The following is a 23,717-nucleotide window of genomic DNA, read 5'->3' as shown; positions in this document are numbered from 1 at the left end:
GCGATAAGCGAGACAAATCAGAGCGTTAACCAAGCCATTAAAAGTACAATGTCAAGAAACCCGCACCACAACCGCACAATGCACAGCGATTCACGGCCTGAACGCGCAAAAAACACGGGGCGGCACCCGAAGGTGCCGCCCCATTTTCATGCAGATGTAATTACGCGAGCTTGGCGCGCAGGATCTCCTGCACCTGGGCCGGGTTGGCCTTGCCCCTGGACGCCTTCATCACCTGCCCGGCCAGCGCGTTGAGCGCCTTTTCCTTGCCGGCGCGGAACTCTTCGACCGCCTTCGGGTTGGCGGCGATCGCCTCCTCGACCATCTTCTCGATCGCGCCGACGTCCGACACCTGCTTGAGGCCGTCGCGCTCGATGATCGCGTCGGCCGACAGCTCGGACTCCCACAGCGCGTCGAACACCTGCTTGGCCAGCTTGCTCGACAGCGTATTGTCGGCGATGCGCGCGACCAGGCCGGCCAGACGCTCGGCCGAGATCGGGCAGGCGGCGATGTCGAGGCCGTCGCGGTTCAGCCGCGCGGCCAGTTCGCCGTTGACCCAGTTGGCGGCGAGCTTGCCCTGGCCGGTCGCCTTCGCGACCGCCTCGAAGTAGGCGGCGATCGCGCGGCCGGCGGTGAGCAAGCTCGCGTCGTAGGCGGACAGGCCGTAGTCGGCGATAAAGCGCGCCTTCATCTGACCCGGCAGCTCGGGCATGTCGGCCTTGATCGACTCGATCAGCGCCTCGGACACCACCAGCGGCAACAGATCCGGGTCGGGGAAGTAGCGGTAGTCGTGCGCGTCTTCCTTGCTGCGCATCGCGCGCGTTTCGCCCCGGTCAGGGTCGAACAGCACGGTAGCCTGCTGCACGCGGCCGCCGTCCTCGAGCGTCTCGATCTGCCACTGGATCTCGGCCTCGATCGCCTGCTGCAGGAAGCGGAAGGAGTTGAGGTTCTTGATCTCGCGGCGGGTGCCGAACTCGGTCTGGCCCTCGGGACGAACCGACACGTTGGCGTCGACGCGGAAGCTGCCTTCCTGCATGTTGCCGTCGCAGATGCCCAGCCAGGTCACCAGCGTGTAGAGCGCGCGGGCGTAGGCGACCGCCTCTTCCGGGCTGCGCATGTCGGGCTCGGAAACGACCTCCAGGAGCGGCGTGCCGGCGCGGTTCAGGTCGATGCCGGTGGCGCCGTGGAAGTCCTCGTGCAGGCTCTTGCCGGCGTCTTCCTCGAGGTGGGCGCGGGTGACGCGGATCACCTTCTCGGCGTCGCCGACCTGGATCGAGAGCTTGCCGTGCTCGACGATCGGCAGCTCGAACTGGCTGATCTGGTAGCCCTTAGGCAGGTCAGGGTAGAAGTAATTCTTGCGCGCGAAGATCGACTTGCGGTTGACGGTCGCGTCCAGCGCGAGACCGAGGCGCACCGCCTTGTCGACCGCCGCGCGGTTCATCACCGGCAGCGCGCCGGGCAAGGCGATGTCGACCACGGCGGTCTGCGTGTTCGGCGCCGCGCCGAAGGCGGTGCTGGCGCCGGAGAAGATTTTCGATTTAGTTGAAAGTTGCACGTGCACTTCCAGACCGATCACGACTTCCCATTTCATCGTCGGAAAATCCTTTTCATGCATTCGCGCTTGGCCGGGCCTCGGCCAAGCTGGTGACTGTCGATGAGCGTGCGCCCGGCTCAGAGCGCCGGCGCGCGGGTGTGCCAGTCGGTCGCCAGCTGGAACTGGTGCGCGACGTTGAGCATCTTCGCTTCGCTGAAATAGTTGCCGATGATCTGCAGGCCGACCGGGCGGCCGTTGGCGGCGAAGCCGGCCGGCACGCTCATCGCCGGCAGGCCGGCGAGGTTGACCGACAGCGTGTAGACGTCCGACAGGTACATCTGGACCGGGTCGCCCGACTTCTCGCCGAGGTTGAACGCCGCGGTCGGCGCCACCGGGCCGAGGATCACGTCGCAATCGCCGAAGGCGCGCTGGAAGTCGCCGGCGATCAGGCGGCGGATCTTCTGCGCCTTCAGGTAGTAGGCGTCGTAGTAGCCGTGGCTGAGCACGTAGGTGCCGACCAGGATGCGGCGCTTGACCTCGCTGCCGAAGCCCTCGGCGCGCGTCTTCTCGTACATCTCGGTCAGGTCGCCGTACTCGGCGGCGCGGTGGCCGTAGCGCACGCCGTCGTAGCGGGACAGGTTCGAGCTCGCCTCGGCCGGCGCGATCACGTAGTAGGCCGGGATGGAGAGCTCGGTATTCGGCAGGCTGACCTCGACCACCTCGGCGCCCAGCTTCTTGAGCTCATTGACCGCGTTCTCGATCACCGAGGCGACGTCGCCCGACAGGCCGTCGGCGAAGTACTCGCGCGGCAGGCCGACCTTCAGGCCGCCCAGGGGTTGGCCGAGCTCGCGGGTGTAGTCCTCGGCGGCGCGCTCGAGGCTGGTCGAGTCGCGCTCGTCGAAGCCGGCGATCACGTTCATCAGCTGCGCGCAGTCCTCGGCGGTCTGCGCCATCGGGCCGCCCTGATCCAGCGAGCTCGCGTAGGCGACCATGCCGAAGCGCGACACCACGCCGTAGGTCGGCTTGATGCCGGTGATGCCGCAGTGGCTGGCCGGCTGGCGGATCGAGCCGCCGGTGTCGGTACCCAGCGCGGCCGGCGCGAGGCGCGCGGCGACCGCGGCGGCCGAGCCGCCCGAGCTGCCGCCCGGGATCGCGGCCAGGTCCCACGGGTTCTTCACCGCGCCGTAGAAGCTGTTCTCGTTCGACGAGCCCATCGCGAACTCGTCCATATTGGTGCGGCCGAGCGACACCAGGCCGGCGGCGCGGCACTTTTCGACCACGTGCGCGTCGTACGGGGCGACGAAGTTGTCGAGCATCTTCGAGCCGCAGCTGGTCTTCCAGCCTTGCTGGCAGAAGATGTCCTTGTACGCCAAGGGCACGCCTGTCAGGAAGCCGGCGGCGCCGGCGGCGCGCGCCGCGTCGGCCGCGGCGGCCTCGGCCAAGGTTTTGGCCGCGTCGACGCTGACGTAGGCGTTGAGCGACGGGTTGAGCGCGGCTATGCGCGCGAGGTAGTCGGTGGCCAGTTCGACGGCCGACGCCTCGCCGGCGGCGAGCAGGCTCGCCAGCGAGGTCAGGGTGTGGTTCGTGCTGTTCATGATGGTGTCGGATCGGGGAGTTAGGCTGCGCGGGGCGACGTCGCTTCCGCGCGCGCTCATTCGATGACTTTGGGAACCAGGTAGAGACCGGCCTCGACCTGCGGGGCGACCGCCTGGAAGGCGTCGCGACGGTCGGCCGCGGTGACCTCGTCGTCCCTCAGGCGCAGCGAGACGTCCTGCGGGTGGGCCATCGGCTCGATACCGTCGGTATCGACCGCGTTCATCTTCTCGATCAGGCCGAAAATGCGGTTCAGATCGGCGCTCACCGCCTCGATTTCGGCACCGGAAACCTCGATCCGGGCGAGCCTGGCGATGCGGGCAACATCCTCGTGGGTCAACGACATGGCGTCCTCGTCAAAACCTTTAATAATTCAAGATTTGTAGGGTATCATAACCGGCTTTATCATCCCAAGATTGCCAGCGGTTCGCCGCCCGGAAAGACCCCGGCGCTGTCGTCCCATGCGGGCCGCCCGAAGTGCCGTTTTGGCTCATCACTAACGAATAACCAGGAACGCCCAATGCTTCGTTCGCTGACCGGCTACTTTTCCAACGATCTTGCCATCGACCTCGGCACGGCCAACACCCTGATCTACATGCGCGGCAAGGGCATCGTGCTGGACGAGCCGTCGGTGGTCGCCATCCATAACGACGCGGCGTCCAACAAGAAGTCCATCCTCGCCGTCGGTCTCGAAGCGAAGAAGATGCTCGGCCGCACGCCGGGCAGCATCCAGGCGATCCGCCCGATGAAGGACGGCGTGATCGCCGACTTCACCGTCACCGAGCAGATGCTCAAGCAGTTCATCAAGAAGGTGAACCCGAACCGCTTCTTCGCCGCCAGCCCGCGCATCGTGATCTGCGTGCCGTGCGGCTCGACCCAGGTCGAGCGCCGCGCGATCAAGGATTCGGCGCTGGCCGCCGGCGCGCGCCGCGTCGAGCTGATCGAGGAGCCGATGGCGGCGGCGATCGGCGCCGGCCTGCCGGTCGAGGAGCCGACCGGCTCGATGGTGGTCGACATCGGCGGCGGCACCACCGAGGTCGGCATCATCAGCCTGGGCGGCGTGGTGTACTCGAACTCGGTACGCGTCGGCGGCGACAAGTTCGACGAGGCGATCATCAACTACATCCGCCGCAACTACGGCATGTTGATCGGCGAGACCACCGCCGAGGACATCAAGAAGGAAATCGGCTCGGCCTTCCCGGGCGCCGAGGTGCGCGAGATGGAGGTCAAGGGCCGCAACCTGGCCGAGGGCATCCCGCGCGCCTTCACCGTGTCGAGCAACGAGATCCTCGAGGCGCTGACCGAACCGCTGAACCAGATTGTGTCGGCGGTGAAGATCGCGCTGGAACAGACGCCGCCGGAGCTGGGCGCCGACATCGCCGACAAGGGCATGGTGCTGACCGGCGGCGGCGCGCTGCTGAAGGACCTCGACCGCCTGCTGGCCGAGGAGACCGGCCTGCCGGTGTTCGTCGCCGAGGAGCCGCTGACCTGCGTGGTGCGCGGCTCGGGCAAGGCGCTCGACAAGATGGACAAGATCGGCACCATCTTCACCAACGTACCCTGACCGCTGAACGCTCGCGCCGCCCGACCGGGCGGCGTCTTCGTGTATGAACTTCTCCAATACGCCCAGTTTCATCAGCCACGGGCCGCGCCCCGGCCTGCGCCTGACGCTCGCGGTCGCGGCCTCGGTCGCGCTCCTGGTCGGCGACGCCCGCCTCGGCCTGATGGGCCCGGCGCGCGAGGCGCTGTCGGTCGCGCTCTACCCCTTGCAGTGGCTGGTCAACGCGCCGATCTCGGCCGCGCAGCACGCGAGTGAATTCTTCGTCGACCAGGCGCGTCTAAAGCAGGAAAACGCCGCGCTCAAGACGCGCGAGCTGCAACTGTCCGCCAAGCTGGCCGAGCTGACCACCGTGAAGAACGAGCTGGCCGAGCTGAAGGCGATGCACGCCTTACGCAGCCAGCGCGCCGAAAAGAGCGTGCTGGCCGAGGTGCTGTACACCGGCCGCGACCCGTTTTCGTACAAGCTGATCATCGACAAGGGCCAGAACGCCGGCCTGGTCGAGGGGCAGCCGGTGGTCGGCGACAGCGGGCTGATCGGCCAGGTCACCCGCGTGCAACCGCTGACCGCCGAGGTGACGCTGGTGATCAACAAGGGCCAGATGGTGCCGGTGATGGTCGAACGCACCGGCGTACGCGCGATCCTGTACGGCTACGGCGGCGGCGTCGAGCTGCGCTATCTGCCGGTGCACGCCGACCTGAAGGCCGGCGACACCCTCGTCACCTCGGGCATCGACGGCGTCTACCCGGCCGGGCTGCCGGTGTCGCGCGTCACCCACGTCGAGCGGCGCGCCGGCGCGGCCTTCCTGAGCGCGTCCAGCCTGCCGGTCGACGGCGTCTACCGCCAGCGCTTCGTGCTGGCGCTCGAGACCGGCGCGAATCGTCCGCCGGTCACGCAACCGCAACCGTAAAGACATGGATCGACCCCAGGAACTCCTGAAGCCGGTCAAGCGCCGCTTCATCTATTTCACCTTCGCGCTGGCGATCCTGGTCGAGCTGGTGCCGCTGCCGCAAGACTCGATGCGCTGGCTGCCGGACTTCGTCGGCCTGTTGATCCTCTACTGGGTGATCAACCTGCCCAGCCGCGTCAACGTCGGCACCGCGTTCGCGCTCGGCCTGATCGCCGACGTCGCCACCGCCGGCCTGTTCGGCCAGCACGCGCTCGCCTATTCGGTCACGGCCTATCTGGCGCTGTCGCGCCAGCGCCAGCTGGTGATGTTCAACCTCGGCCAGCAGGCGCTCGCGGTGCTCGGCCTGCTGCTGGCCAACCAGGCGATCATGGTCATGGTCCGCATGGTCACCGGCGCCGCCTTCGTCGGCTGGGGCTACTTCCTGCCGCCCTTGATCGGCGCGCTGCTGTGGCCGCTGCTGACCAAGCTGCTCGTGCTGCCGTACCGACGCCACTCGCTGCTGTAAGGCTTCGCCATGCGCCCCACCCGCTTCAAGAACGCCCAGGCCGAGGAGAGCCAGCTGCAATTGCGGCTGGTCGTCGCCTACGTCTTCATGATCCTGATGTTCCTCGTGCTCGCGGCGCGTTTCGTGTGGCTGCAGGTCATCCAGCACGAGCATTTCTCGACGCTGGCGCAAAACAACCGCATCACGCTGGTGCCCATCCTGCCCAACCGCGGCCTGATCCTCGACCGCAACGGCGTGGTGCTGGCGCAGAACTACTCGGCGTACACGCTCGAGGTCACGCCGTCCAAGACCGGCAACCTCGACCAGACGGTCGCGGCGCTGTCGCAACTGGTCGAGCTGACGCCGCGCGACCTGCGACGCTTCAAGAAATTCCTCGCCGAGAGCAAGGACTTCGAGCCGGTGCCGCTGAAGATGAAGCTCAGCGACGAGGAGGCGGCGCGCGTCGCCGCCCACGCCTGGCGCTTTCCCGGCATCGAGGTCAAGGCGCGGCTGTTCCGCGACTACCCGTTCCGCGAGATGACCAGCCACGTGGTCGGCTACATCGGCCGCATCAACCAGAAGGACAAGGAGCGGCTGGCCGAGGAGGGCAAGTCGTCCAACTACCGCGGCGCCGACTACATCGGCAAGCTCGGCCTCGAGAAGGTCTACGAGGACGACCTGCACGGCACGGCGGGCTTCGAGGAGGTCGAGACCGACGCCGGCGGGCGCGCGGTGCGCTCCTTGCGCCGCACGCCGCCGGTGCACGGCAACAATCTCCGGCTCGCGCTCGACATCCGGCTGCAGGAGCTGGCCGACAAGCTGTTCGGCCAGCGCCGCGGCGCGCTGGTCGCGATCGACCCGCGCGACGGCGGCGTGCTCGCCTTCGTCTCCAAACCCGGCTTCGACCCGTCGCTGTTCATCGACGGCATCGACAGCGCGACCTGGAAGGCGCTGAACGAGGACTGGGAAACGCCGCTGGTCAACCGCGCGCTGCGCGGCGTCTACCCGCCGGGCTCGACCTTCAAGCCCTTCATGGCGATGGCGGCGCTCGAGGCCGGCGCGATCAGCCAGACCGAGGTGCGCCCGGCGCCCGGCTTCTTCACGCTGCCCGGCTCCAGCCACCGCTTCCGCGACTCGAAACCGTCCGGCAACGGCTCGGCCAACCTCGCGCGCGCGGTGGTGGTTTCCAGCGACACCTTTTTCTACAAGCTCGCCTGGGAGATGGGCATAGACCGCATCCACCCCTACCTCGCGCAGTTCGGCCTCGGCCGCAAGACCGGCATCGACCTCGACGGCGAGGCCATCGGCGTGCTGCCGTCCAAGGAGTGGAAGGCGCGCCGCTTCGCCAAGTATCCGGAAAATGTGCGCCGCTGGTACCCGGCCGACGTGGTCAGCATCGGCATCGGCCAGGGCTACAACGCCTACACGCCGCTGCAGATGGCCAACGCCACCGCCATCCTCGCCAACAACGGCGTGGTGTTCAAGCCGCACTTGGTGCGCGAGGTCGTCGACGCCAGAAGCGGCAAGGCGCGCCTGATCGAGCCCGACCCGGTGCGCCGCCTGCCTTTTCGCGACGACAACTTCGCCTACGTGAAGCGCTCGATGGAAGGCGTGCTCAAGCCGGGCGGCACCGCGTGGCGCGTCGGCCAGAACCTGCCGTACACGATGGCCGGCAAGACCGGCACCGCGCAGGTGGTGCAGATCCGCCAGGGCGCCAAGTACAACGCCGCCGCGCTGGCCGAGCGCCACCGCGACCACTCGTGGTTCGTCGCCTTCGCGCCGGTGGAGAAACCGGTGATCGCCGTCGCGGTGATCGTCGAGAACGCCGGCTTCGGCGCCGCCGCCGCCGCGCCGATCACCCGCGCGCTGTTCGACTATCACCTGACCGGCAAGGTGCCGGCCGACCTCGCCGGCCAGCTCAGGACGATACGGACGGCGACCGTCAGCGCCAGCGAGGCGTCGCAGGCCCAGGCCGAGCGCGCCGCCGCCGAACAGGAGGGCAGCGATGCAACCCCATCCCCTTAAGCGGCTGTGGAGCTTCGTCAAGACGCCGCTCGACGGCCCGCTGATGCTGTTCCTCGCCATCATCTACGCGCTCAGCCTGGTGGTGCTGTACTCGGCGTCGAACCAGTCGTTCTACCGGCTCGACGACAAATTCGTCTACACCGCGATCGGCCTGGTCGTGATGTGGGGGCTGGCCTACCTGCGGCCGCAGACGCTGATGCACTTCGCGCCGCCGATCTACGCGGCCGGCGTGCTCTTGCTGCTGGGCGTCCACTTCTTCGGCATCACCGTCAACGGCTCGACACGCTGGCTGAACGTCGGCGTGACGCGCATCCAGCCGTCCGAGATCATGAAGATCGCGCTGCCGATGATGCTGGCCTGGTACTTCCAGAAGAACGAGCTGTCGCTGCGCTGGTGGCACTACATCGTCGCCGCGGCGCTGATCGCCGTGCCCGGCGCGCTGATCCTCAAGCAGCCCGACCTCGGCTCGGCGACGCTGGTGATGGCGTCCGGCTTCTTCGTGCTGTTCTTCGCCGGCCTGTCGTGGAAGGTGATCTTCGGCGGCCTCGCGCTGTTCGGCGCCAGCCTGCCGGTGGTGTGGAACCTGATGCACGACTACCAGCGCCGCCGCGTGCTGACGCTGCTCGACCCGACGCAGGACCCGCTCGGCGACGGCTATCACATCATCCAGTCGATGATCGCGATCGGCTCGGGCGGGCCGTGGGGCAAGGGCTGGCTGAACGGCACGCAGACCCACCTCGACTATATCCCCGAGCGCACCACCGACTTCATCTTCGCCGTCTACTCGGAGGAGTTCGGCCTGATCGGCAACCTCGTGCTGCTGGCGCTGTATCTGCTGGTGATCAGCCGCGGGCTGATGATCACGCTGCGCGCGCCGACGCTGTACGGCCGGCTGATGGCCGGCGCGCTGACGCTGACCTTCTTCACCTACGCCTTCGTCAACATGGGCATGGTCGCCGGCATCCTGCCGGTGGTCGGCGTACCGCTGCCGCTGGTCTCCTACGGCGGCACCGCGACGCTGACCATCCTGATCGCGATGGGCATGCTGATGAGCATCGCCAGCCAGCGGCGCTGACGGCACCGCCCCAGAAAAAAGCTCGGCCAACCTTGTCGAAGGTTGGCCGAGCTTTTTCATGGCGACGGCAGGCTCAGGCGAACAACAGCCGCCAGACGAGGTACACCACGAAGCTGAGCACGATCGCCAGCAGCGTCTTCTTCGTCCTGATCGCCACCGCCGCCGCGACGACGGTGCCGACCAGATAGGGGTTGGCCGGCGTCGGCGACCAGGCCCCGCCCGGCAGCAGCGCCATCGGCACCACCAGCGCCGGCAGCACCGCGACCGGCACGTAGCGCAGCGCGCGGCGTACCGCCGGCGGAAAGCGCAGCGTGCGCGCGAACACGAGGAAGCTGGCGCGCGTCAGGAAGGTCACCGCCGTCATGCCGGCGATCAGCCACAGCGCATCCTTCATGCCGCGCCCTCCTTGCGCGCGCTCGCCGCCTCGGCCGCGAGCCCGGCGGCGACGCCGGCGACCGCCGCCGCCATCAGGCCGAGCTTGTACGGCCAGCCGTGGCCGAGCAGGGCGACCGCGCTGGCCGCGACCGCCGCCGCCAGTGACGGCCGGTGTTTGAGCTGCGGCGCGACGATGGCGGCGAAGGTCGCCAGCATCGCGAAGTCCAGCCCCCAGTCGGCCAGCCCCGGCGCCTCGCGCCCGAGCAGCACGCCGACGGCGGTGAAGGCCAGCCAGTTCAGGTACATCGCCAGCGAGGAGCCGAAGGCGTAGGCGAGGCCGCCGTCGGCCAGGCCGGTGCGCAGCCGGTGCTCGACCACCGCGTAGCTCTCGTCGGTCAGCCAGAACGACAGCGGCAGGCGCGCCGCCAGCGGCCAGCCTTGCGCGTACGGCAGCAGCGACGCGCTGTAGAGCGCGTGGCGCAGGTTGACCACCAGCGTGGTCAGCCAGATCACCGGCAGCGCGGCGCCGGCGCCGATCAGCGATACGGCGACGAACTGCGACGAGCCGGCGAACACGCAGGCCGACATCGCCAGCGTCGCGACCGGCGACAGGCCGGCGCCGACCGCCAGCGCGCCGAAAATCACGCCGAACGGCGCGGCGCCGACCAGCATCGGCACCGTATCGCGCACGCCGGCCAGCCAGGGGGAAGCGGGTTTCATCGCCAAGGAACCTTCGGGAAAAGCGTCACGCCCTCCAGCCTAGCGGCCCGCGCGGCGCGCGGCTTGAACGATCTTGCGGCCCGGCACGCCGACCGGCGGCGGCCGCGCCTCAGCCGCGCAGCGCCTTCTGGTAGGCGGCCGGCGTGACGCCGAGCGCGCGGCCGAAGGCGCGCGTCAGGTGGCTCTGGTCGGCAAAGCCGAGCCGCTGCGCGACCTCGGCCGGCGCGACGCCCTGCGCGAGCAGGCCGCGCGCGCGCGCGATGCGCAGCTGCGTCCGCCACGCGGCCGGCGGCAGGCCGTAGGCGCGCCGGAACAGCCGCGACAGATGAAAGGGCGACAGCGCGACCTCGGCGGCGAGTTCGGACAGCGTCAGCTTCTCGTCGAGCGCCTCGGCCAACCTTTCCTTCGCGCGCGCCAGCGCAGCCGGATGGTCGGGCGCCGGCGCCGCGACGACGCGCATGTGGCGCAGCATCAACGCGGCAAAACCGTCGAGCAAGGCCGATTCGCGCACCAGCGCGTCGGTCTCGCGCTCGAGCAAACGGTGCAGCGCCGCCAAGCGCGCGGCGAGCGCCGCGTCGGCGAGCACGCTGGCGTCGAACACCGGCAGCGGCCCCGGGCGGCCGCCGACCTCGCCGGCGACGCGCGCGACGAAGTCGAGCGACGGGTAGAACACGCGGTAGGCCCAGCCGTCGGCCGCGCCGGCCTCGCCGGTGTGCACCTCCTGCGGGTTGATCACCGCGATCGTGCCGGGGCCGGCGCGGCACAGCTGGCCGCGGTAGCGGTAGGTCTCGACGCCGCCGGTCAGCACCGCGACGACGTACTCGTCGTGCAGGTGCGGCGCGAACGCGTGCTCGACGTAGCGCGCGTCGAGGCATTCGAGCGGCGCGACGTCGTCGGCGCGGAAGAAGCGGGCGTATTCGGTATCGTTCATCGGCAAAGCGCAGGGTGGCACGCCATTGTCGGCGCGCGCGGGCGCGCTGCCAAGCCGGGGTGCGACAAGACGCCGCACACCAAGCGCGCGGCGCGATGCTAAGCTCGTGATCCGACCCTCTACATCCGGAGCCTGCCCATGCCGCGCCGTATCGCCCTCGCCGCCCTCGCCCTGATCCTGCCCGTCGCCGCGCTCGCGCACGACTACGCGCTCAAGGACCTGCACATCGACCACCCGTGGAGCCGCAGCACCGCACCCGGCGCGCCCAGCGGCGCCGCCTACCTGGTGCTCGACAACCGCGGCGACAGCGCCGACACGCTGGTCGGCGCGAGCAGCCCGCGCGCCGGCCGCGTCGAGATCCACCGCCACGAGCACGACGGCGGCGTGATGCGGATGCGCCGCGTCGACGGCGGCGTGACGGTCGAGCCCGGCAAGACGGTGCGCTTCGAGCCGGGCGGCTACCACCTGATGCTGATGCGGCTGAAGGCGCCGCTCAAGGCCGGCGAGCGCTTCCCGCTGACGCTGCGCTTCGCCAGGGCCGGCGCGGTCGACGTCGAGGTCGCCGTCGACGACGGCAAGGGCCAGCCGGCCTCCCCCGCCCACCACGGCCACTGAGCCCCCCGCGCCCGGCCGACCCGATCTCGGGTCGGCCGGGCCGTTTCCGGCGCTAGCGGACGACGACGCCGGCCGCCATCGCGCGGCGCGCGGCCAGCGCGGTGCCGGCGAAGTCGCTGAACACGCCGTCGACGCCGAGCGAATAGAACAGCCGGTACTCGGCGGCCGGATCGCCCCGGTAGTCGGCGGCGAGCCAGCGCGGCTCGTCGCGGAAGGTGAAGGCGTGCACCGCGAGGCCGGCGGCGTGCGCGTCGCCGATCAGCGAGGTCGGCGCCAGGAGCCGCGCCGGGCCGCCGGCCGGGTCGGGAAACGCCGGCACGATGTAGGCCTTCCACGGCCCGATCGCGTCGGCGAAGCGCCGCACCTCGGCCAGGCCCTCGGGCGTGACGAGCTCGCCGTAGCGGCGCGGATCGCCGGCCAGCACGAAGTCGTACGGCGACCCGGCGTCGACGCCGCCGTCCGGCCGCACCGCGTCGCCGTCGATCAGCAGCACCTTCCGCACCGGAGTGCGCGCGGCGAGCGCCTTCAGATTGGCGGTCTCGAAGCTCTGGATGAACACCGGCGCGGCGCGCGCGTTCAGGCCGTGGCGCGCCAGCGCCGCCACCAGCGCGCCCTCGAGCGGCAGGCCGATGGCCGCGTGCCAGCTCGGGTGCTTGGTCTCGGGGTAGACGCCGATCGCGCGGCCGAGCCGGCGCGACAGCCGCGCGCGCAGCGCGAGCACGGCGTCGAAGGTCGGGATCGCGAAGCGGCCGTTGAAGCGCTGCGGCCGCTCCGGCCACGGCTGTACCGCGCACAGCGTGGCGACCTCGGCCAACGTGAAGTCGCAGGCGAACCAGCCCTCGCGCGCGCGCCCGTCGATGACGGCGGTGCGCCGGCGCGCGGCGAACTCCGGCCGCGACGCGACGTCGGTACTGTCGGTCAGGTCGGGCTCGTGGCGCGCGATCAGCGCGCCGTCGCGCGTCGCGACCAGGTCGGGCTCGAGATAGTCGGCGCCCAGCAAGGCCGCGCGCGCGTAGGCCTCGAGCGTGTGCTCGGGCAGCGCGCCCGAGGCGCCGCGGTGCGCGATCACCAGCGGCGGCGCGCCGTCCAGGGTCGGAAACATCGGCACCTCCTCGCCGGCCCGGCAGCGGCCGGCTCCCTGGCATTATGGACGGCGGGCGCACGCCCGCGCCGGCGCGCCGACAGGTTTTCCACATGGCACGCCGAACCGCTATCATGTTTGCATTCCGATTACCGCGCCGTCCCCCTAGATGAGCTCAAGCCCGCCCCTGTCGCCGCTGCGCCGGCTGACCCAGCCCGCCTGGCTGCTGGCGCTGCTCATGCTGACCGGCGTCGCCGGCTGCTGGCTGATGATCGAGTTCGCCAGCCGCGAGGCCGACGCCCGCCACCGCCGCTTCTCCGTCGCGCAGATGGCGCACGAGATCGACATGCAGCGCGACGCGCTGAACATGCGCCTGGCCGACTACACCGTCTGGGACGCGATGTACGACGCGACCGCGCAGCCGGCCGTCGACGCGGCCTGGCTGCGCGACAACCTGACCGGCTCGATCCAGCGCAACTTCGACATCGGCCTCGCCCAGTTGCTCGACGCCGACGGCACGCCGCTCTACACGGTGCGCGACGGCCGCATCGCGAGCGGGGCCGACCGGCGCGAGCTGTTCACCGCGGCGCAGTGGCAAAGCCTGCGCCGCAGCGTCGACCGCTACGACCCCTACGGCAGCCAGGGCTACCCGAGCACGCTGGTGCGCGTCGACGGCCCCGGCGGCCGGCCGCGCTTCTTGCTCACCGCGCTGCAGCGCGTGGTGCCGGAGAGCCGCACGCCGGAGCGCGCCGCGCCGCGCCGCTACCTGCTGTTCGCGCGCGAATTCGGCCCGGCGCTGCTCGAACAACTGGCCCGAAACCGCGCGGTCCACGCGATGCGTCTGGGCTTCGCTGCGCCCGAGCCGCCGCGCGTCGGCCTGCGGCTGAACGACGTCAACGGCGAGGCGATAGGCTGGCTGAGCTGGAGCGAGGCGACGCCCGGCGGCGGACTGCGCGCCGAACTGCTGCCGCGCTTTGCCGGCCTGTTCCTGCTGCTGGCGGCGCTCGCCGCCTTCATCCTGCGCCGCGCGCGCCGTAGCGAGCGCGCGCACCGCGCGGTCACCGAGCGACTGGCCCGCCAGGGCGCGACGCTGCGCGAGCTGGTGGTCGGCCGCCGCGAGGACGCCGACGCGCTACCCGACTACCTCGACGCGCTGGTGGCGGCGATCGCTAGCACCCTCGACGCGCCGCGCGTCAGCCTGTGGCGCTTCTCGGCCGACAAGCGCGAGCTCGAATGCCTGGCCGGCGTCGACCAGGGCCCGGCCCCGCTGCGCGGCGCGCGGCTGACGGTGGCCGAACACCCCGACTATTTCGCCGCGCTCGGCCGCTCGCGCGTGCTGGTCGCCTCGCAGGCGCGCCGCGACCCCCGGCTGGTCAGCCTGCGCGGCTACCTGTTCCCGCACCGCATCGAGTCGATGCTGGACGCCGCCATCGTGCTGGGCGGCCGCGAGTATGGCGTGATCTGCGTCGAAGACCGCCGCGCCGGGCGCGTCTGGCACCAGGACGAGGTCAACTTCGTCAGCTCGGCCGCCGACGTGGTCGCGCTGGTGCTCGAATCGGGCGCCCGCCTCGAGGCCGAGGGCGAGCTCTACCGCCAGTTCTACTACGACCGCTTCACCGGCCTGCCCAACCGCGCGCGGCTGATGATGCAGCTGGACGAGCAGATCGCGCAGGGCGAAGGTCGGCCGTTCGGCTGCTTCCTGATCGCGATCGAGGGGCTGGCCAGCATCAACGGCCTGTACGGCCGCGAGCACGGCGACCAGCTGATCGCGGCGCTCGGCGAGCGGCTCGAACGCTTCTTGCAGACCGGCGAGATGCTGGCGCGCTCGGCCGACAACCGCTTCTGCCTGACGCTGGCCGGCCGCGACGCGGCGGCGATCGAGCGGCGCGCCGACGAGCTGACGCGCGCCGCCACGCTGCCCGCGCGCGGCGAGGGGCCGGCGACGCCGCAGCCGGTGCTGCGCGGCGGCCTGGCGATCTACCCCTACGACCTGCACGACGCGCGCGCCGCGCGCAAGCTGGTCGACCACGCCGAACTGGCGCTGCAGACCGCACGCGCGCAGCCGGGCAACGGCTGGCGGCGCTTCGACCTGAGCATGAGCGACGAATGGCTGCGCCGCCAGCAGCTGGCGCACGACCTGCGCGGCGCGGCCGAGGCCGGCCAGCTCGCGCTCCACTACCAGCCCTACCTGACGCCGGACGGCCGCCGCGTCGCCGGCGCAGAGGCGCTGCTGCGCTGGCAGCACCCGGAGCGCGGCATGATCCCGCCGGCCGACTTCATCCCGTTGGCCGAGGAGACCGGGTTGATCGTCGACGTCGGCGAATGGGCGCTCGCGACCGCCTGCGCGCAGGCGGCACGCTGGCGCGCCGCCGGCCACGGCGGCTTCACCGTGTCGGTCAACGTCTCGCTGGTGCAACTGGAGAACGAATCGTTCGCCGCGCGCACCGCCGCGCTGCTCGACGCGCACCGGCTGCCGGCGGAGGCGCTCGAACTCGAGGTGACCGAAAGCCTCGCGCTCAGCCACTCGGCGACGATAGACCGCAACGTCGCCGCGCTGCGCGCGCAGGGCATACGCTTGGCGATCGACGACTTCGGCACCGGTTACGCCTCGTTCAGCTACCTGCGCCGCTTCCCGGCCGAAAAGCTGAAGATAGACCGCGACTTCCTGCTGCACGTGCCCGACAACGCGCAGGCCGCGAGCCTGGTGCGCATGATCGTCGCGATGGGCCACGCGCTGGGCGCCAAGGTGACCGGCGAGGGCGTCGAGAACGCGCGCCAGCTCGCCTTCCTCGCCGAGGTCGGCTGCGACTTCGCGCAGGGCTTTTTCCTGTCGCGCCCGCTGGACGCCGACGCGATGGACCGCTTCCTCGACGCGCCGTGGGCCGCGCGCGCCGGCGACGAGACGTTGCGGCAATGAAACACCGCGGCACCCGCATGCATCCCGTCCTTGTTCGCCTGGTGCGCTTGCGGCAGACTCTGGCGCGGGGATTGTTCAACAATCGGACGCCGTCCGGCCTTGTCCCCCGCCGCAGGCCCCATCAGACAGAGACGCCAAGTTCACGCCAAGATACGACTCGCGACGATGGAGGAGCGGACCGCCCACGGTCCCGAACGACAATAGCAACAGGGCGCCTGCGGCGCCTTCTTTTTTCCCGAGCCCGCCATGAACGACCCCGTCCGCCCCCGCCTCGCCATCCATTACTGCACCGGCTGCCGCTGGCTGATGCGCGCCGCCTGGACCGCGCAGGAGCTGCTGACCACCTTCGAGGCCGAGCTCGGCGAAGTGGCGCTGATCCCCGGCAGCGGCGGCGTGTTCCAGGTCTGGGCCGACGACGCGCTGCTGTGGGACCGCAAGCGCGACGGCGGCTTTCCTGAGCTGCGCGAGCTCAAGCAGCGCGTGCGCGACGCGGTCGCGCCCGACAAACCGCTCGGTCACAGCGAGCGCCCGCTCGCCTGAGCGGAAGCGCCGATGGCCTTCGACGACCGCTTCCGCCTCAGCGCGCACGCCGTCATCGTCGACGCCGCCGGCCGCGTGCTGCAGCTGAAAGCGAACTACGGCGACTTCGGCTGGGGCCTGCCCGGCGGCGCGCTCGAGCCGGGCGAGACCATCCACGAGGCGCTCGTGCGCGAGTGCCGCGAGGAGCTCGGCGTCGACGTCGTCGTGCACCGGCTGACCGGCGTCTACTACCACGCCGCCTACGCCTCGCAAGCCTTCATCTTCCACTGCGCGCTGCCCGAAGGCGCCGTCATCACGCTCGGCGACGAGCACAGCGCGTGGCGCTACTTCGCGTTGTCGGAGCTGTCGGCGGTGCAACGCCGCCGCGTCGACGACTGCCTGAACTACGACGGCGCGGTCCGGAGCGCGCGCTTCTGAGCCCGACGCAAACAGGCTCGGCCAACCGTCACGGTTGGCCGAGCCTGTTTCTTCTTCGTTTACAGCAGTTCGAGCCGCCCTTCGCGGATGTCGTCCAGCATCGCGTCGCGCGCGGCCCAGGTATCGGCGACGCTGGGCCGCACGGCGAGCCGGTCGAGGTAATCGACCAGGTCCGGCACCTCGGCGACCAGGTCGCGGCCGAGCACCGCCTGCGTCGAGCGCGCGACGACGGGCAGCACCGCCGCGGCGACCACGTCGGCCAGCGTGAACGCCTCCCCGGCCAGCCACGGCGCAAAGCGCGCGCGCAGCAGCACCGCGGCGAGACCGCGCTCGATGCGGTCGGTCGCGTGCGCGCGCTGCGCCTCGTTCTGGTGGTGGCCCCACAGCCACTCGCTCATCAAGGGCCGCGCCGCCTCCAAGAGGCCGTACTCGAGAAAGCCGGCCAGCTCGCGCACCTGCGCGCGCGCCAGGGGCGAGTCGGGCAGCAGCGCCGCGGTCGGGTAGGCGTCCTCGAGCCATTCGACGATGGCGCCCGACTCGGCCAGCGGCTGGCCGTTGATCTCGACGCACGGGATCTTGCCCAGCGGGCTTTTGGCGAGGAAGGCCTCGCTCTGGCTCGGCGAGGTGGGGACTTCGCGGTAATTCACCCCCTTCTCGATCAGCGCGATCCTGACCTTGGTGTAATGCGGCGACAGCGCAGCGCCGTACAGCGTGATCATGCGACTCTCCTTGCGGGCTGAAGTGGACGGCTTCCCCGCACGGTATAGCCCGGATTGTGCGCCGCGTCAGCTGCGTTTGGCGTCGATCAGCCCCGCCTTTTGCGCCAGCGCCTTCTTGATCACCGGCACCGCCAGCAGCGCGACGCGCTCGCCCTCGAGGATGGTCTGGTTGCGCGCCGCGAACGCGGTGCCGCCGAGCTTCTGCACCTGCGGGCGGATGATCACGTCGGCCTGCTTGAGCTCCTGCGCCAGCGCGACCTTGTTCATGATGTTGATGCTCTGGTCGAACATCGCGAGGAAGCCGCCGGCGCCGCCCTGCGGCCGCGCCGAGATGTCGACCGCGATCACGAAGTCGGCGCCCATCTCGCGCGCGGCGCTGACCGGCACCGGCGACACCAGCCCGCCGTCGACGTAGCGGCGGCCGCCGATCGCCACCGGCTGGAACACGTTCGGGATGCTGGCCGAGGCGCGCACCGCCTGGCCGGTGTTGCCGCTGCGGAACACCTTCTTCTCGCCGGAGTCGAGGTCGGTCGCGACCGCGCCGAACGGGCGCGCGAGCTTCTCGATCGGCCGGTTGCCGACCATCTGGTTGACGAAGCCGGCCAGCGCCTCGCCCTTGATGAAGCCGCTGGTCGACAGCGTCACGTCGGCCAGCTGCTTCTCGTCGAGCTCGATCGCCTTCTTCTGCAGTTCGATGCCGGAAAGCCCCGACGCGTACAGGCTGCCGACCACGCTGCCGGCGCTGGTGCCGGTGACGATGTCGACCGGGATGCCGGCCTGCTCGAGCACCTTGATCACGCCGATGTGGGCGAAGCCCTTGGCGGCGCCGCCGCCGAGCGCCAGCGCGACCTTGAGTTTCGGCGGCGGCTTGACTTCGGCGGGCTTGACCGGCGCGGTCGGGGTGGTGCAGGCGGCGACGAACACGAGGCCGGCGAGGGCAAGACTACGCTTGAGATTCAATCGGGAAAGCATGCGGTATCCATGAAAGACGTTGGCCGAGCGCACGTGTCGTCTCGGCCAACCTTGGGGATGCGGACTCAGCGCGAAGCGTCGCCGCGCCTGACGAACTCGATCACCTGGCGCCCGTCGGGCAGCGCGTTGCCCTTGGGTTTCGGGCTGCCCTTCCAGGCGTGGCCGTATACGACCTCGTAGGTGGCCGGGAGTTTCCCGTCGCGACGGTGCGCCTCGTAGCGCTCGACCACGCCCTGCCAGGCGTGCTTGCCCAACAGGCCGCGGCGGCGGCCGTCGGTGACGTTGTGCGCGCCGATCGCCTTGAGGTCCTGCATCACGCCGCGCGCGTCGTCGTAGGTCAGCACGATCTTCTCCATGTCCATCACCGGCGTCGCGAAGCCGCCCGAGAGCAGCGCGTCGCCGAGGTCGTGCATGTCGATGAACTGGTTGACGTGGGTCGCGCCGTCGACACCGGCGAAGGCGCCGCGCAGCTCGCACAGCGTGTCCGGGCCGAGCGTCGAGAACATCAACAGCCCGTCCGGCTTCAATACGCGGCGGAACTCGGCGAACACGCCGTCCGGCACGTTGACCCACTGGATCGCGAGGTTGGACCAGATCATGTCGACGCTCTCGTCGGCCAGCGGCAGCCGCTCGATGTCGGCGCACACCTGCCACGGCGCCTTCTTCAGCAAGCGCCCCAGAAAGCCGGCGCCGTCCTTCTGCTTCTCGCGGCTGGCGGCGAGCATCGCGTGCGCGAGGTCGAGCTCGACGACGCGCGCGTCCGGGTAGCGCGCCTTCAGCGCGGCGGCGCCGTAGCCGGTACCGCTGCCGGCGTCGAGGATCACCGGCGGCGCGACCTTGATGTAGTCGAGGCGCTCGGCCATGCGGTCGGACACCTCGCGCTGCAGCACGGCGGCGGAGTCGTAGCGGGTCGCGGCGCGCTCGAAGGCGGCGCGCACCTGCGCCTTGTCGGTGTAAAACGGTTCGCTCATGCGTGTTGTTCCAGGTGGCGCACCAGCGCCACGGCAAAGTCGGATTCGTGCGACAGGAAGGGCGCGTGCGAGGCCTGCTCGAACACCGTCAGCGTCGCGTCGGGCAGCGCCTCGGCCAACCAGCGGCCGGCGGACAGCGGCGTGATCATGTCGCGCGCGCCGTAAAAGAGTTCGACCGGGCAACCGATATCGCGCGCCAGCGGCCGCGCGTCGTCGTCGAGCAGCCACGACAGCGCCGCCGCAAGGCCGACCGGACGGCCGTGCGCGAACAGCGTGTCCTTCAAGGCCTTCAGCGTGTCGCGCGCGTCGGGCGCGCCCAGAAGCTGCAGGCCGAGGAAACGCTGCAGCGTCAGCTCGAACGCGCCGGCCAGGTTGGCGCCGACGGTCTCGATCGCCTCGCGGCTCTGCGCGTGCGGCCAGCCGTCGTCGCGCACGAAGCGCGGGCTGCTCGCCACCAGCGCGACGCTCTTGACGCGCTCGGGGTGCCGCGCGGCCCAGTGCTGCGCGATCAGGCCGCCGAGCGACCAGCCGACCAGCTGCACCGGCAACGGGAAGTGGCCGGCCAGACGGTCGGCGACGTCGGCCGGGCCGGCGGCCCCGTCCAAGGGGCTGTGGCCGTGGCCGGGCAGGTCGACCCGGTGGACGGTGAAGCGGTCGGCCAGCCGCTCGGCCTGGCGTTCGAACACGCCGCCGTGCAGGCCCCAGCCGTGCAGGAAGACCACGTCCGGCCCGCGGCCGGTGGTCTCGATGAAAACGCTCATGGGTGGGCAGGTGGGGGAAAAAGGCTATTTTCGCAAGAGCGCGATGCGAAAGAAACCGCCAAAGCCGGCGTCTTCGTCATGAATTTTCGTCAGACGCGTTGCCGCGAGAATATCGCCGAGCCGCCGGTTGATGTCGGTCGCGACGAGGCGGGCGATCAGGTTGAGCAGCCGGCGCGCGAGGCCCGGGCGCGCGCCGTCGGGCAGGAACTTGTCGAACACCACGACGCGGCCGCCGGGCTTGAGCACCCGCTCGACCTCGGACAGGCAGGCGACCGGGTCGGGCACCACGGCGAGGATCAGGTGCAGCACCACGGCGTCGAAGCTCTCGTCGGGGAAGGCCAGCGCCTCGGCGTCCATCACGCGCGCGTCGACGGCGAGGCCGAGGTGCGCGGCGCGCGCGGCCAGCGCGTCGACCATCGCCGGCGTCAGGTCGATCGCGGTCAGCGCGCGCTGCGCCAGCAGGTAGTCGAGGTCGAGCCCGGTGCCGGCGCCGACGATCAGCACGCGCTCGTCGGGCTGCGGCGCCAACAGCGCGATCGCGCGGCGCCGCTGGCGCGCGAACGCGCCGGCGACGCGGTCGTAGATCGGCGCGTACAGCGTGTAGCGCCAGCGGTTGAGGCGGGTCAGCAACGGGTGGAGCGGCGCCATCGTCCGCCCCTCAGGCGACGCCGAGCGCCGTTTCGGCCTCACCGCCGAGCCGCGCCCAGTCGATCGCCGCCGCCGGCGCCGGCGGTGCGAAGTGGAAGCCCTGCAGCCTGGCGCAGCCCATCTCGCAGAGCTTGTCGCGCTGCGACGCGGTCTCGACGCCTTCGGCGACCACGTCGAGGCCGAGCGCCGCCGCCAGCGCGAGGATGGCGCGCACGATGGCCTGCGATTCCTCCTTGCGGTCGACCTCGGCGACGAAGGCCTGGTCGATCTTCAGCAGGTCGAAGCGGTAGCGGTGCAGGTAGGACAGCGCCGAGTAGCCGGTGCCGAAGTCGTCGAGCGCGAAGCGCACGCCGAGCCGCGTCAGCGCCTGCATCACGGTGACCGCGATGTCGGGCACGTCGATCAGCGCGCTCTCGGTGACTTCGAGGTGCAGCGTGCCCGGCGGCAGCGCGTAGTCGTCGACCAGCGCGCCGAGCCAGTCGACCAGCCCGGGGTCGTGGAAGTTGGCCGAGGACAGGTTCAGGTGCAGCGACAGCCGCTCGACGGGCCGCCCCTCGGCGCGCCAGGCGGCGAACTGGCGGCAGGCCTGCGTGATCATGTAGCGGTCGAGCCGCGAGACCAGCCCGCTCTCCTCGGCCAACGGCAGGAACAGCGCCGGCGGGATCAGGCCGCGCACGGGGTGGCGCCAGCGCACCAGCGCCTCGAAGCCGACCAGCGCGCCGCTTTGCGCGTCGACGAAGGGCTGGAAATAGGGGACGAGCTGGCCGTCCTCGTCGAGCGCGCGACGCAGCTCCGACTCGAGCGCGAGCTGGTCGGCCTGGTTGCGGCGCAGCTCGTGGTTGAACAGCGTGTAGCCCTGGCGGCCCTGCTGCTTGGTGCGGTACATCGCGTGGTCGGCGTCGCGCAGCAGGTCCTCGGCGTGCAGGTAGTGCTCGGCGTCGGCCAGCACCACGCCGACGCTGGCCGAGGTGAACACCTCGCGACCGGACAGCATGATCGGCGTCTCGAACTCGGCGACGATGCGCCGCGCCATCGGCTCGCAGCCCTCGAAGCTGGCGGCGCCGAACAGCAGCACGGCGAACTCGTCGCCGCCGAGGCGGGCGAGGAAGTCGTAATGACGCAGGCAGCCGCGGATGCGCGAGCCGGCCTCGTACAGCATGTGGTCGCCGGCCAGGTGGCCGAGCGTGTCGTTGACCAGCTTGAAACGGTCCAGGTCGATGAACATCACCGCGAAGCGCTCGCCGCCGTTGCGGTAGTGATCCCAGGCGCGCTTGAGCGCCTTGCCGAAGTAGGTACGGTTGGGCAGCCGCGTCAGCGGGTCGTGCAGGCTGTCGAACTCGAGCTGGGCGTTGGCCGCGTCGAGCGCGCTGGTGCGCTCGCGCACGCGCTCCTCGAGCTCGCCGTACGCCAGTTGCAACGCCTCGAGCGCGCGGACACGCGAGAGCGCGGCGCCGATGTGGTTGGCGACGAACTCGAGTACCTCGCGGTCGCGCAGGGTATAGCGGGCGGTCTCGTCGTAGCTGTGCACCGACAGCACGCCCATCAGCCGGTGCTCGCAATAGAGCGGCACGCCGAGCCAGGCAGCCAGCCGCGGCGTAATCCCGGCCAGGTCGCCGTCCGGCTCGGCGTCGTGCTCGAGCACCGCGCGCCCGCTGTGCAGCACCTTCTCGATCAGGCCGCGCCCGGGACGGCGCGCGCGGCGCTGCGGCGCGTACTCGTCGGCGCAGTAGGGGAAGCTCAAGAGGTCGGCGTCCATGTCGTAGAGCGCGACTAGGCAGTTGGCCGCCGGCAACACCTCGGCCAACAGGCGGTGCAGGCCGGCGAGGAAGGCTTCGAGCGACAGGCTGGTATTCGACAGCTCGGCGATGCGGAACAGCATGCCCTGCAGGCGCTCGGCGCGCTGGCGCTCGGCGATCTCGGCGCGCAGACGCGCGTTGGCGCCCTCGAGCTCGCAGGTGCGCGCCCAGACCTGGCGCTCCAGGTGCGTGCGGTACAACAGCTTGCTGAGCGCGAAGCCGATGTGGCGGGCGACGAACAGGAACAGCGACTGCTCGGCGACGGAGAACGGGCGCTGCTCGTCGTAGCCTTGCGCCACCACCGCGCCGAGCACGCCGCCGCCGGCGTTGAACAGCGGCACGCCGAGCCAGAAACGCGGCAGGCGGCCGGCGTCGAAACCGGCCTGCTCGGCGAGTGCGCCAAGATTGTCGCGCGAGAGCACCAGCGGACGACCGTGGCGGATCAGGTGGGCGATCAGCGCGACGCGGCGCTCGCCGAGCGCAATGCCGGCGCTCGGCGCCGGCGCCGGCTCATGGCTGTCGCAGAAGAACGGAAAGCGCAGCGTGCCGGCGTCCTCGTCGTACAGCGCGAGCTGGAAGTTGCGCAGGTCGAGCAGGCGGGAAACGCGTCGGTGCAACTGCGGCAGGAAGGCGTCGAGCGAGGCCCCCTCGTCGGCGAGCTGGCTGATGTCGAGCAAGGTCGCGTGGGTCAGGCGGGAGACGGCCAGCTCGGCGCGCAGCCGCGCGCAGACGAGGTGACCGGTCAACAGCGACGCGAGCTCGCCGATGTCGCGGTCGGGCACGCCGCGCCAGATCAGCCAGCCGAGTTCGGCGTCGTCGGACACCAGCGCCAGCGCGCCGCCCTGCGGACCGGGCTGGCGGCCCTGCGCGAGCTCGTCCGGCCCGACCAGCGCGTCGGCGGCGCCGGTCTTTGCGATGCGCAGCCAGCGCCCGTCCTCGCGCGACCAGACGGCGGCGGCGGCGAGCCCGCCCCACTGCTCCAGGAGCGTCAGCGCGGTCCGTGCCGCCTGCTCAGGGGAAAACAGGTATTCAGCCGTGCTTTTCATAGCGTGATGGTAGCCGGCTTTCTCCGTCCTCC

General features: G+C 70.7%; 22 protein-coding genes. 9 read left to right on the top strand and 13 right to left on the bottom strand.

Annotated elements, in window-relative coordinates; translation table 11 throughout:
• Window positions 1-160: 160 nt before the first annotated feature.
• From gatB to gatC, 3 genes are all read right to left on the bottom strand, one after another.
• Window positions 161-1,588 carry an Asp-tRNA(Asn)/Glu-tRNA(Gln) amidotransferase subunit GatB gene (gene gatB / locus EV683_RS01740; protein WP_066614864.1) on the bottom strand — a complete coding sequence of 476 codons (1,428 nt, stop codon included), beginning with the start codon at window positions 1,586-1,588 and terminating at the stop codon, window positions 161-163.
• Between the two features lie 80 nt (window positions 1,589-1,668).
• Window positions 1,669-3,126, bottom strand: a complete 1,458-nt coding sequence (gene gatA, locus EV683_RS01735; protein WP_131861541.1) for an Asp-tRNA(Asn)/Glu-tRNA(Gln) amidotransferase subunit GatA — start codon at window positions 3,124-3,126, stop codon at window positions 1,669-1,671.
• A gap of 56 nt (window positions 3,127-3,182) precedes the next feature.
• Window positions 3,183-3,470, bottom strand: coding sequence for an Asp-tRNA(Asn)/Glu-tRNA(Gln) amidotransferase subunit GatC (gene gatC / locus EV683_RS01730; RefSeq protein ID WP_131861539.1), 288 nt, complete (start codon window positions 3,468-3,470; stop codon window positions 3,183-3,185).
• Window positions 3,471-3,644: 174 nt separating this feature from the next.
• Here gatC and EV683_RS01725 point away from each other — a divergent pair, with 174 nt between their 5' ends.
• The 5 genes from EV683_RS01725 to rodA are packed head-to-tail and all read left to right on the top strand — an operon-like array spanning window position 3,645 to window position 9,176.
• Complete coding sequence (locus EV683_RS01725) at window positions 3,645-4,688, top strand: rod shape-determining protein (RefSeq protein WP_066614870.1); 1,044 nt, start codon at window positions 3,645-3,647, stop codon at window positions 4,686-4,688.
• A 43-nt stretch (window positions 4,689-4,731) separates the two neighbouring features.
• Window positions 4,732-5,592: a rod shape-determining protein MreC gene (gene mreC, locus EV683_RS01720; protein ID WP_066614872.1), complete on the top strand. Its 861-nt coding sequence runs from the start codon at window positions 4,732-4,734 to the stop codon at window positions 5,590-5,592.
• Between the two features lie 4 nt (window positions 5,593-5,596).
• The gene (gene mreD / locus EV683_RS01715; protein ID WP_066614874.1) at window positions 5,597-6,097 is read left to right on the top strand and encodes a rod shape-determining protein MreD; all 501 of its coding nucleotides are present in this window, start codon (window positions 5,597-5,599) and stop codon (window positions 6,095-6,097) included.
• A 9-nt stretch (window positions 6,098-6,106) separates the two neighbouring features.
• A complete protein-coding gene (gene mrdA / locus EV683_RS01710) occupies window positions 6,107-8,101 on the top strand; it encodes a penicillin-binding protein 2 (RefSeq protein WP_066614876.1) in 1,995 nt (664 codons plus the stop codon).
• Window positions 8,082-9,176 carry a rod shape-determining protein RodA gene (rodA, locus tag EV683_RS01705; RefSeq protein WP_066614878.1) on the top strand — a complete coding sequence of 365 codons (1,095 nt, stop codon included), beginning with the start codon at window positions 8,082-8,084 and terminating at the stop codon, window positions 9,174-9,176. Before mrdA ends, rodA begins: the two co-directional genes overlap by 20 nt.
• A 73-nt stretch (window positions 9,177-9,249) precedes the next feature.
• Here the strand turns inward: rodA and EV683_RS01700 are convergent, their stop codons facing one another.
• From EV683_RS01700 to EV683_RS01690, 3 genes are all read right to left on the bottom strand, one after another.
• The gene (locus EV683_RS01700; RefSeq protein WP_131861537.1) at window positions 9,250-9,570 is read right to left on the bottom strand and encodes an AzlD domain-containing protein; all 321 of its coding nucleotides are present in this window, start codon (window positions 9,568-9,570) and stop codon (window positions 9,250-9,252) included.
• Window positions 9,567-10,271 carry an AzlC family ABC transporter permease gene (locus tag EV683_RS01695; protein WP_131861536.1) on the bottom strand — a complete coding sequence of 235 codons (705 nt, stop codon included), beginning with the start codon at window positions 10,269-10,271 and terminating at the stop codon, window positions 9,567-9,569. The genes EV683_RS01700 and EV683_RS01695 overlap by 4 nt, the downstream gene beginning before the upstream one ends.
• Before the next feature lie 109 nt (window positions 10,272-10,380).
• Window positions 10,381-11,202 (bottom strand): AraC family transcriptional regulator, encoded by an 822-nt coding sequence (locus tag EV683_RS01690; protein WP_066614883.1) that lies wholly within the window; start codon window positions 11,200-11,202, stop codon window positions 10,381-10,383.
• Between the two features lie 138 nt (window positions 11,203-11,340).
• On the opposite strand from EV683_RS01690, the gene EV683_RS01685 reads away from it, so the two are divergent.
• Window positions 11,341-11,817 carry a copper chaperone PCu(A)C gene (locus EV683_RS01685; RefSeq protein WP_131861534.1) on the top strand — a complete coding sequence of 159 codons (477 nt, stop codon included), beginning with the start codon at window positions 11,341-11,343 and terminating at the stop codon, window positions 11,815-11,817.
• A gap of 52 nt (window positions 11,818-11,869) precedes the next feature.
• On the opposite strand, the gene EV683_RS01680 is transcribed toward EV683_RS01685, so the two are convergent.
• Window positions 11,870-12,919, bottom strand: coding sequence for a glycerophosphodiester phosphodiesterase (locus EV683_RS01680; RefSeq protein ID WP_131861532.1), 1,050 nt, complete (start codon window positions 12,917-12,919; stop codon window positions 11,870-11,872).
• A 148-nt stretch (window positions 12,920-13,067) separates the two neighbouring features.
• Here EV683_RS01680 and EV683_RS01675 point away from each other — a divergent pair, with 148 nt between their 5' ends.
• The 3 genes from EV683_RS01675 to EV683_RS01665 all read left to right on the top strand — a co-directional run bounded on the left by EV683_RS01675 (window position 13,068) and on the right by EV683_RS01665 (window position 16,772).
• Window positions 13,068-15,815 (top strand): bifunctional diguanylate cyclase/phosphodiesterase, encoded by a 2,748-nt coding sequence (locus EV683_RS01675; RefSeq protein WP_131861530.1) that lies wholly within the window; start codon window positions 13,068-13,070, stop codon window positions 15,813-15,815.
• A 246-nt stretch (window positions 15,816-16,061) separates the two neighbouring features.
• Window positions 16,062-16,355, top strand: coding sequence for an Rdx family protein (locus EV683_RS01670; RefSeq protein WP_066614889.1), 294 nt, complete (start codon window positions 16,062-16,064; stop codon window positions 16,353-16,355).
• A 12-nt stretch (window positions 16,356-16,367) separates the two neighbouring features.
• Entirely contained in the window at window positions 16,368-16,772 is a 405-nt protein-coding gene (locus EV683_RS01665) for an NUDIX domain-containing protein (protein ID WP_131861528.1), read from the top strand.
• Between the two features lie 59 nt (window positions 16,773-16,831).
• On the opposite strand, the gene EV683_RS01660 is transcribed toward EV683_RS01665, so the two are convergent.
• The 6 genes from EV683_RS01660 to EV683_RS01635 all read right to left on the bottom strand — a co-directional run bounded on the left by EV683_RS01660 (window position 16,832) and on the right by EV683_RS01635 (window position 23,685).
• Entirely contained in the window at window positions 16,832-17,491 is a 660-nt protein-coding gene (locus EV683_RS01660; RefSeq protein WP_131861526.1) for a glutathione S-transferase family protein, read from the bottom strand.
• A 66-nt stretch (window positions 17,492-17,557) separates the two neighbouring features.
• Window positions 17,558-18,463, bottom strand: coding sequence for a patatin-like phospholipase family protein (locus tag EV683_RS01655; RefSeq protein ID WP_066614894.1), 906 nt, complete (start codon window positions 18,461-18,463; stop codon window positions 17,558-17,560).
• A 65-nt stretch (window positions 18,464-18,528) separates the two neighbouring features.
• Window positions 18,529-19,434, bottom strand: coding sequence for a malonyl-ACP O-methyltransferase BioC (bioC, locus tag EV683_RS01650; RefSeq protein WP_066614896.1), 906 nt, complete (start codon window positions 19,432-19,434; stop codon window positions 18,529-18,531).
• The gene (bioH, locus tag EV683_RS01645; RefSeq protein ID WP_131861524.1) at window positions 19,431-20,195 is read right to left on the bottom strand and encodes a pimeloyl-ACP methyl ester esterase BioH; all 765 of its coding nucleotides are present in this window, start codon (window positions 20,193-20,195) and stop codon (window positions 19,431-19,433) included. Before bioH ends, bioC begins: the two co-directional genes overlap by 4 nt.
• 24 nt (window positions 20,196-20,219) lie before the next feature.
• Complete coding sequence (locus tag EV683_RS01640; protein ID WP_131861522.1) at window positions 20,220-20,843, bottom strand: class I SAM-dependent methyltransferase; 624 nt, start codon at window positions 20,841-20,843, stop codon at window positions 20,220-20,222.
• Window positions 20,844-20,853: 10 nt separating this feature from the next.
• Complete coding sequence (locus EV683_RS01635; protein ID WP_131861520.1) at window positions 20,854-23,685, bottom strand: sensor domain-containing phosphodiesterase; 2,832 nt, start codon at window positions 23,683-23,685, stop codon at window positions 20,854-20,856.
• Between the last annotated feature and the right edge of the window lie 32 nt (window positions 23,686-23,717).

The sequence above is a fragment of the Crenobacter luteus genome (assembly GCF_004345725.1).
GTDB lineage: Bacteria > Pseudomonadota > Gammaproteobacteria > Burkholderiales > Chromobacteriaceae > Crenobacter > Crenobacter luteus.
The sequence above is the reverse complement of the archived record's forward strand: the minus strand, read 5'-3'. Positions and strand labels throughout refer to the sequence as shown.

Excerpts from the sequence above, each read along its gene's own strand:
- gatB (WP_066614864.1), bottom strand. The coding sequence starts at position 1,588 with ATGAAATGGGAAGTCGTGATCGGTCTGGAAGTGCACGTGCAACTTTCA.
- gatA (WP_131861541.1), bottom strand. The coding sequence starts at position 3,126 with ATGAACAGCACGAACCACACCCTGACCTCGCTGGCGAGCCTGCTCGCC.
- gatC (WP_131861539.1), bottom strand. The coding sequence starts at position 3,470 with ATGTCGTTGACCCACGAGGATGTTGCCCGCATCGCCAGGCTCGCCCGG.
- EV683_RS01725 (WP_066614870.1), top strand. The coding sequence starts at position 3,645 with ATGCTTCGTTCGCTGACCGGCTACTTTTCCAACGATCTTGCCATCGAC.
- mreC (WP_066614872.1), top strand. The coding sequence starts at position 4,732 with ATGAACTTCTCCAATACGCCCAGTTTCATCAGCCACGGGCCGCGCCCC.
- mreD (WP_066614874.1), top strand. The coding sequence starts at position 5,597 with ATGGATCGACCCCAGGAACTCCTGAAGCCGGTCAAGCGCCGCTTCATC.
- mrdA (WP_066614876.1), top strand. The coding sequence starts at position 6,107 with ATGCGCCCCACCCGCTTCAAGAACGCCCAGGCCGAGGAGAGCCAGCTG.
- rodA (WP_066614878.1), top strand. The coding sequence starts at position 8,082 with ATGCAACCCCATCCCCTTAAGCGGCTGTGGAGCTTCGTCAAGACGCCG.
- EV683_RS01700 (WP_131861537.1), bottom strand. The coding sequence starts at position 9,570 with ATGAAGGATGCGCTGTGGCTGATCGCCGGCATGACGGCGGTGACCTTC.
- EV683_RS01695 (WP_131861536.1), bottom strand. The coding sequence starts at position 10,271 with ATGAAACCCGCTTCCCCCTGGCTGGCCGGCGTGCGCGATACGGTGCCG.
- EV683_RS01690 (WP_066614883.1), bottom strand. The coding sequence starts at position 11,202 with ATGAACGATACCGAATACGCCCGCTTCTTCCGCGCCGACGACGTCGCG.
- EV683_RS01685 (WP_131861534.1), top strand. The coding sequence starts at position 11,341 with ATGCCGCGCCGTATCGCCCTCGCCGCCCTCGCCCTGATCCTGCCCGTC.
- EV683_RS01680 (WP_131861532.1), bottom strand. The coding sequence starts at position 12,919 with ATGTTTCCGACCCTGGACGGCGCGCCGCCGCTGGTGATCGCGCACCGC.
- EV683_RS01675 (WP_131861530.1), top strand. The coding sequence starts at position 13,068 with ATGAGCTCAAGCCCGCCCCTGTCGCCGCTGCGCCGGCTGACCCAGCCC.
- EV683_RS01670 (WP_066614889.1), top strand. The coding sequence starts at position 16,062 with ATGAACGACCCCGTCCGCCCCCGCCTCGCCATCCATTACTGCACCGGC.
- EV683_RS01665 (WP_131861528.1), top strand. The coding sequence starts at position 16,368 with ATGGCCTTCGACGACCGCTTCCGCCTCAGCGCGCACGCCGTCATCGTC.
- EV683_RS01660 (WP_131861526.1), bottom strand. The coding sequence starts at position 17,491 with ATGATCACGCTGTACGGCGCTGCGCTGTCGCCGCATTACACCAAGGTC.
- EV683_RS01655 (WP_066614894.1), bottom strand. The coding sequence starts at position 18,463 with ATGCTTTCCCGATTGAATCTCAAGCGTAGTCTTGCCCTCGCCGGCCTC.
- bioC (WP_066614896.1), bottom strand. The coding sequence starts at position 19,434 with ATGAGCGAACCGTTTTACACCGACAAGGCGCAGGTGCGCGCCGCCTTC.
- bioH (WP_131861524.1), bottom strand. The coding sequence starts at position 20,195 with ATGAGCGTTTTCATCGAGACCACCGGCCGCGGGCCGGACGTGGTCTTC.
- EV683_RS01640 (WP_131861522.1), bottom strand. The coding sequence starts at position 20,843 with ATGGCGCCGCTCCACCCGTTGCTGACCCGCCTCAACCGCTGGCGCTAC.
- EV683_RS01635 (WP_131861520.1), bottom strand. The coding sequence starts at position 23,685 with ATGAAAAGCACGGCTGAATACCTGTTTTCCCCTGAGCAGGCGGCACGG.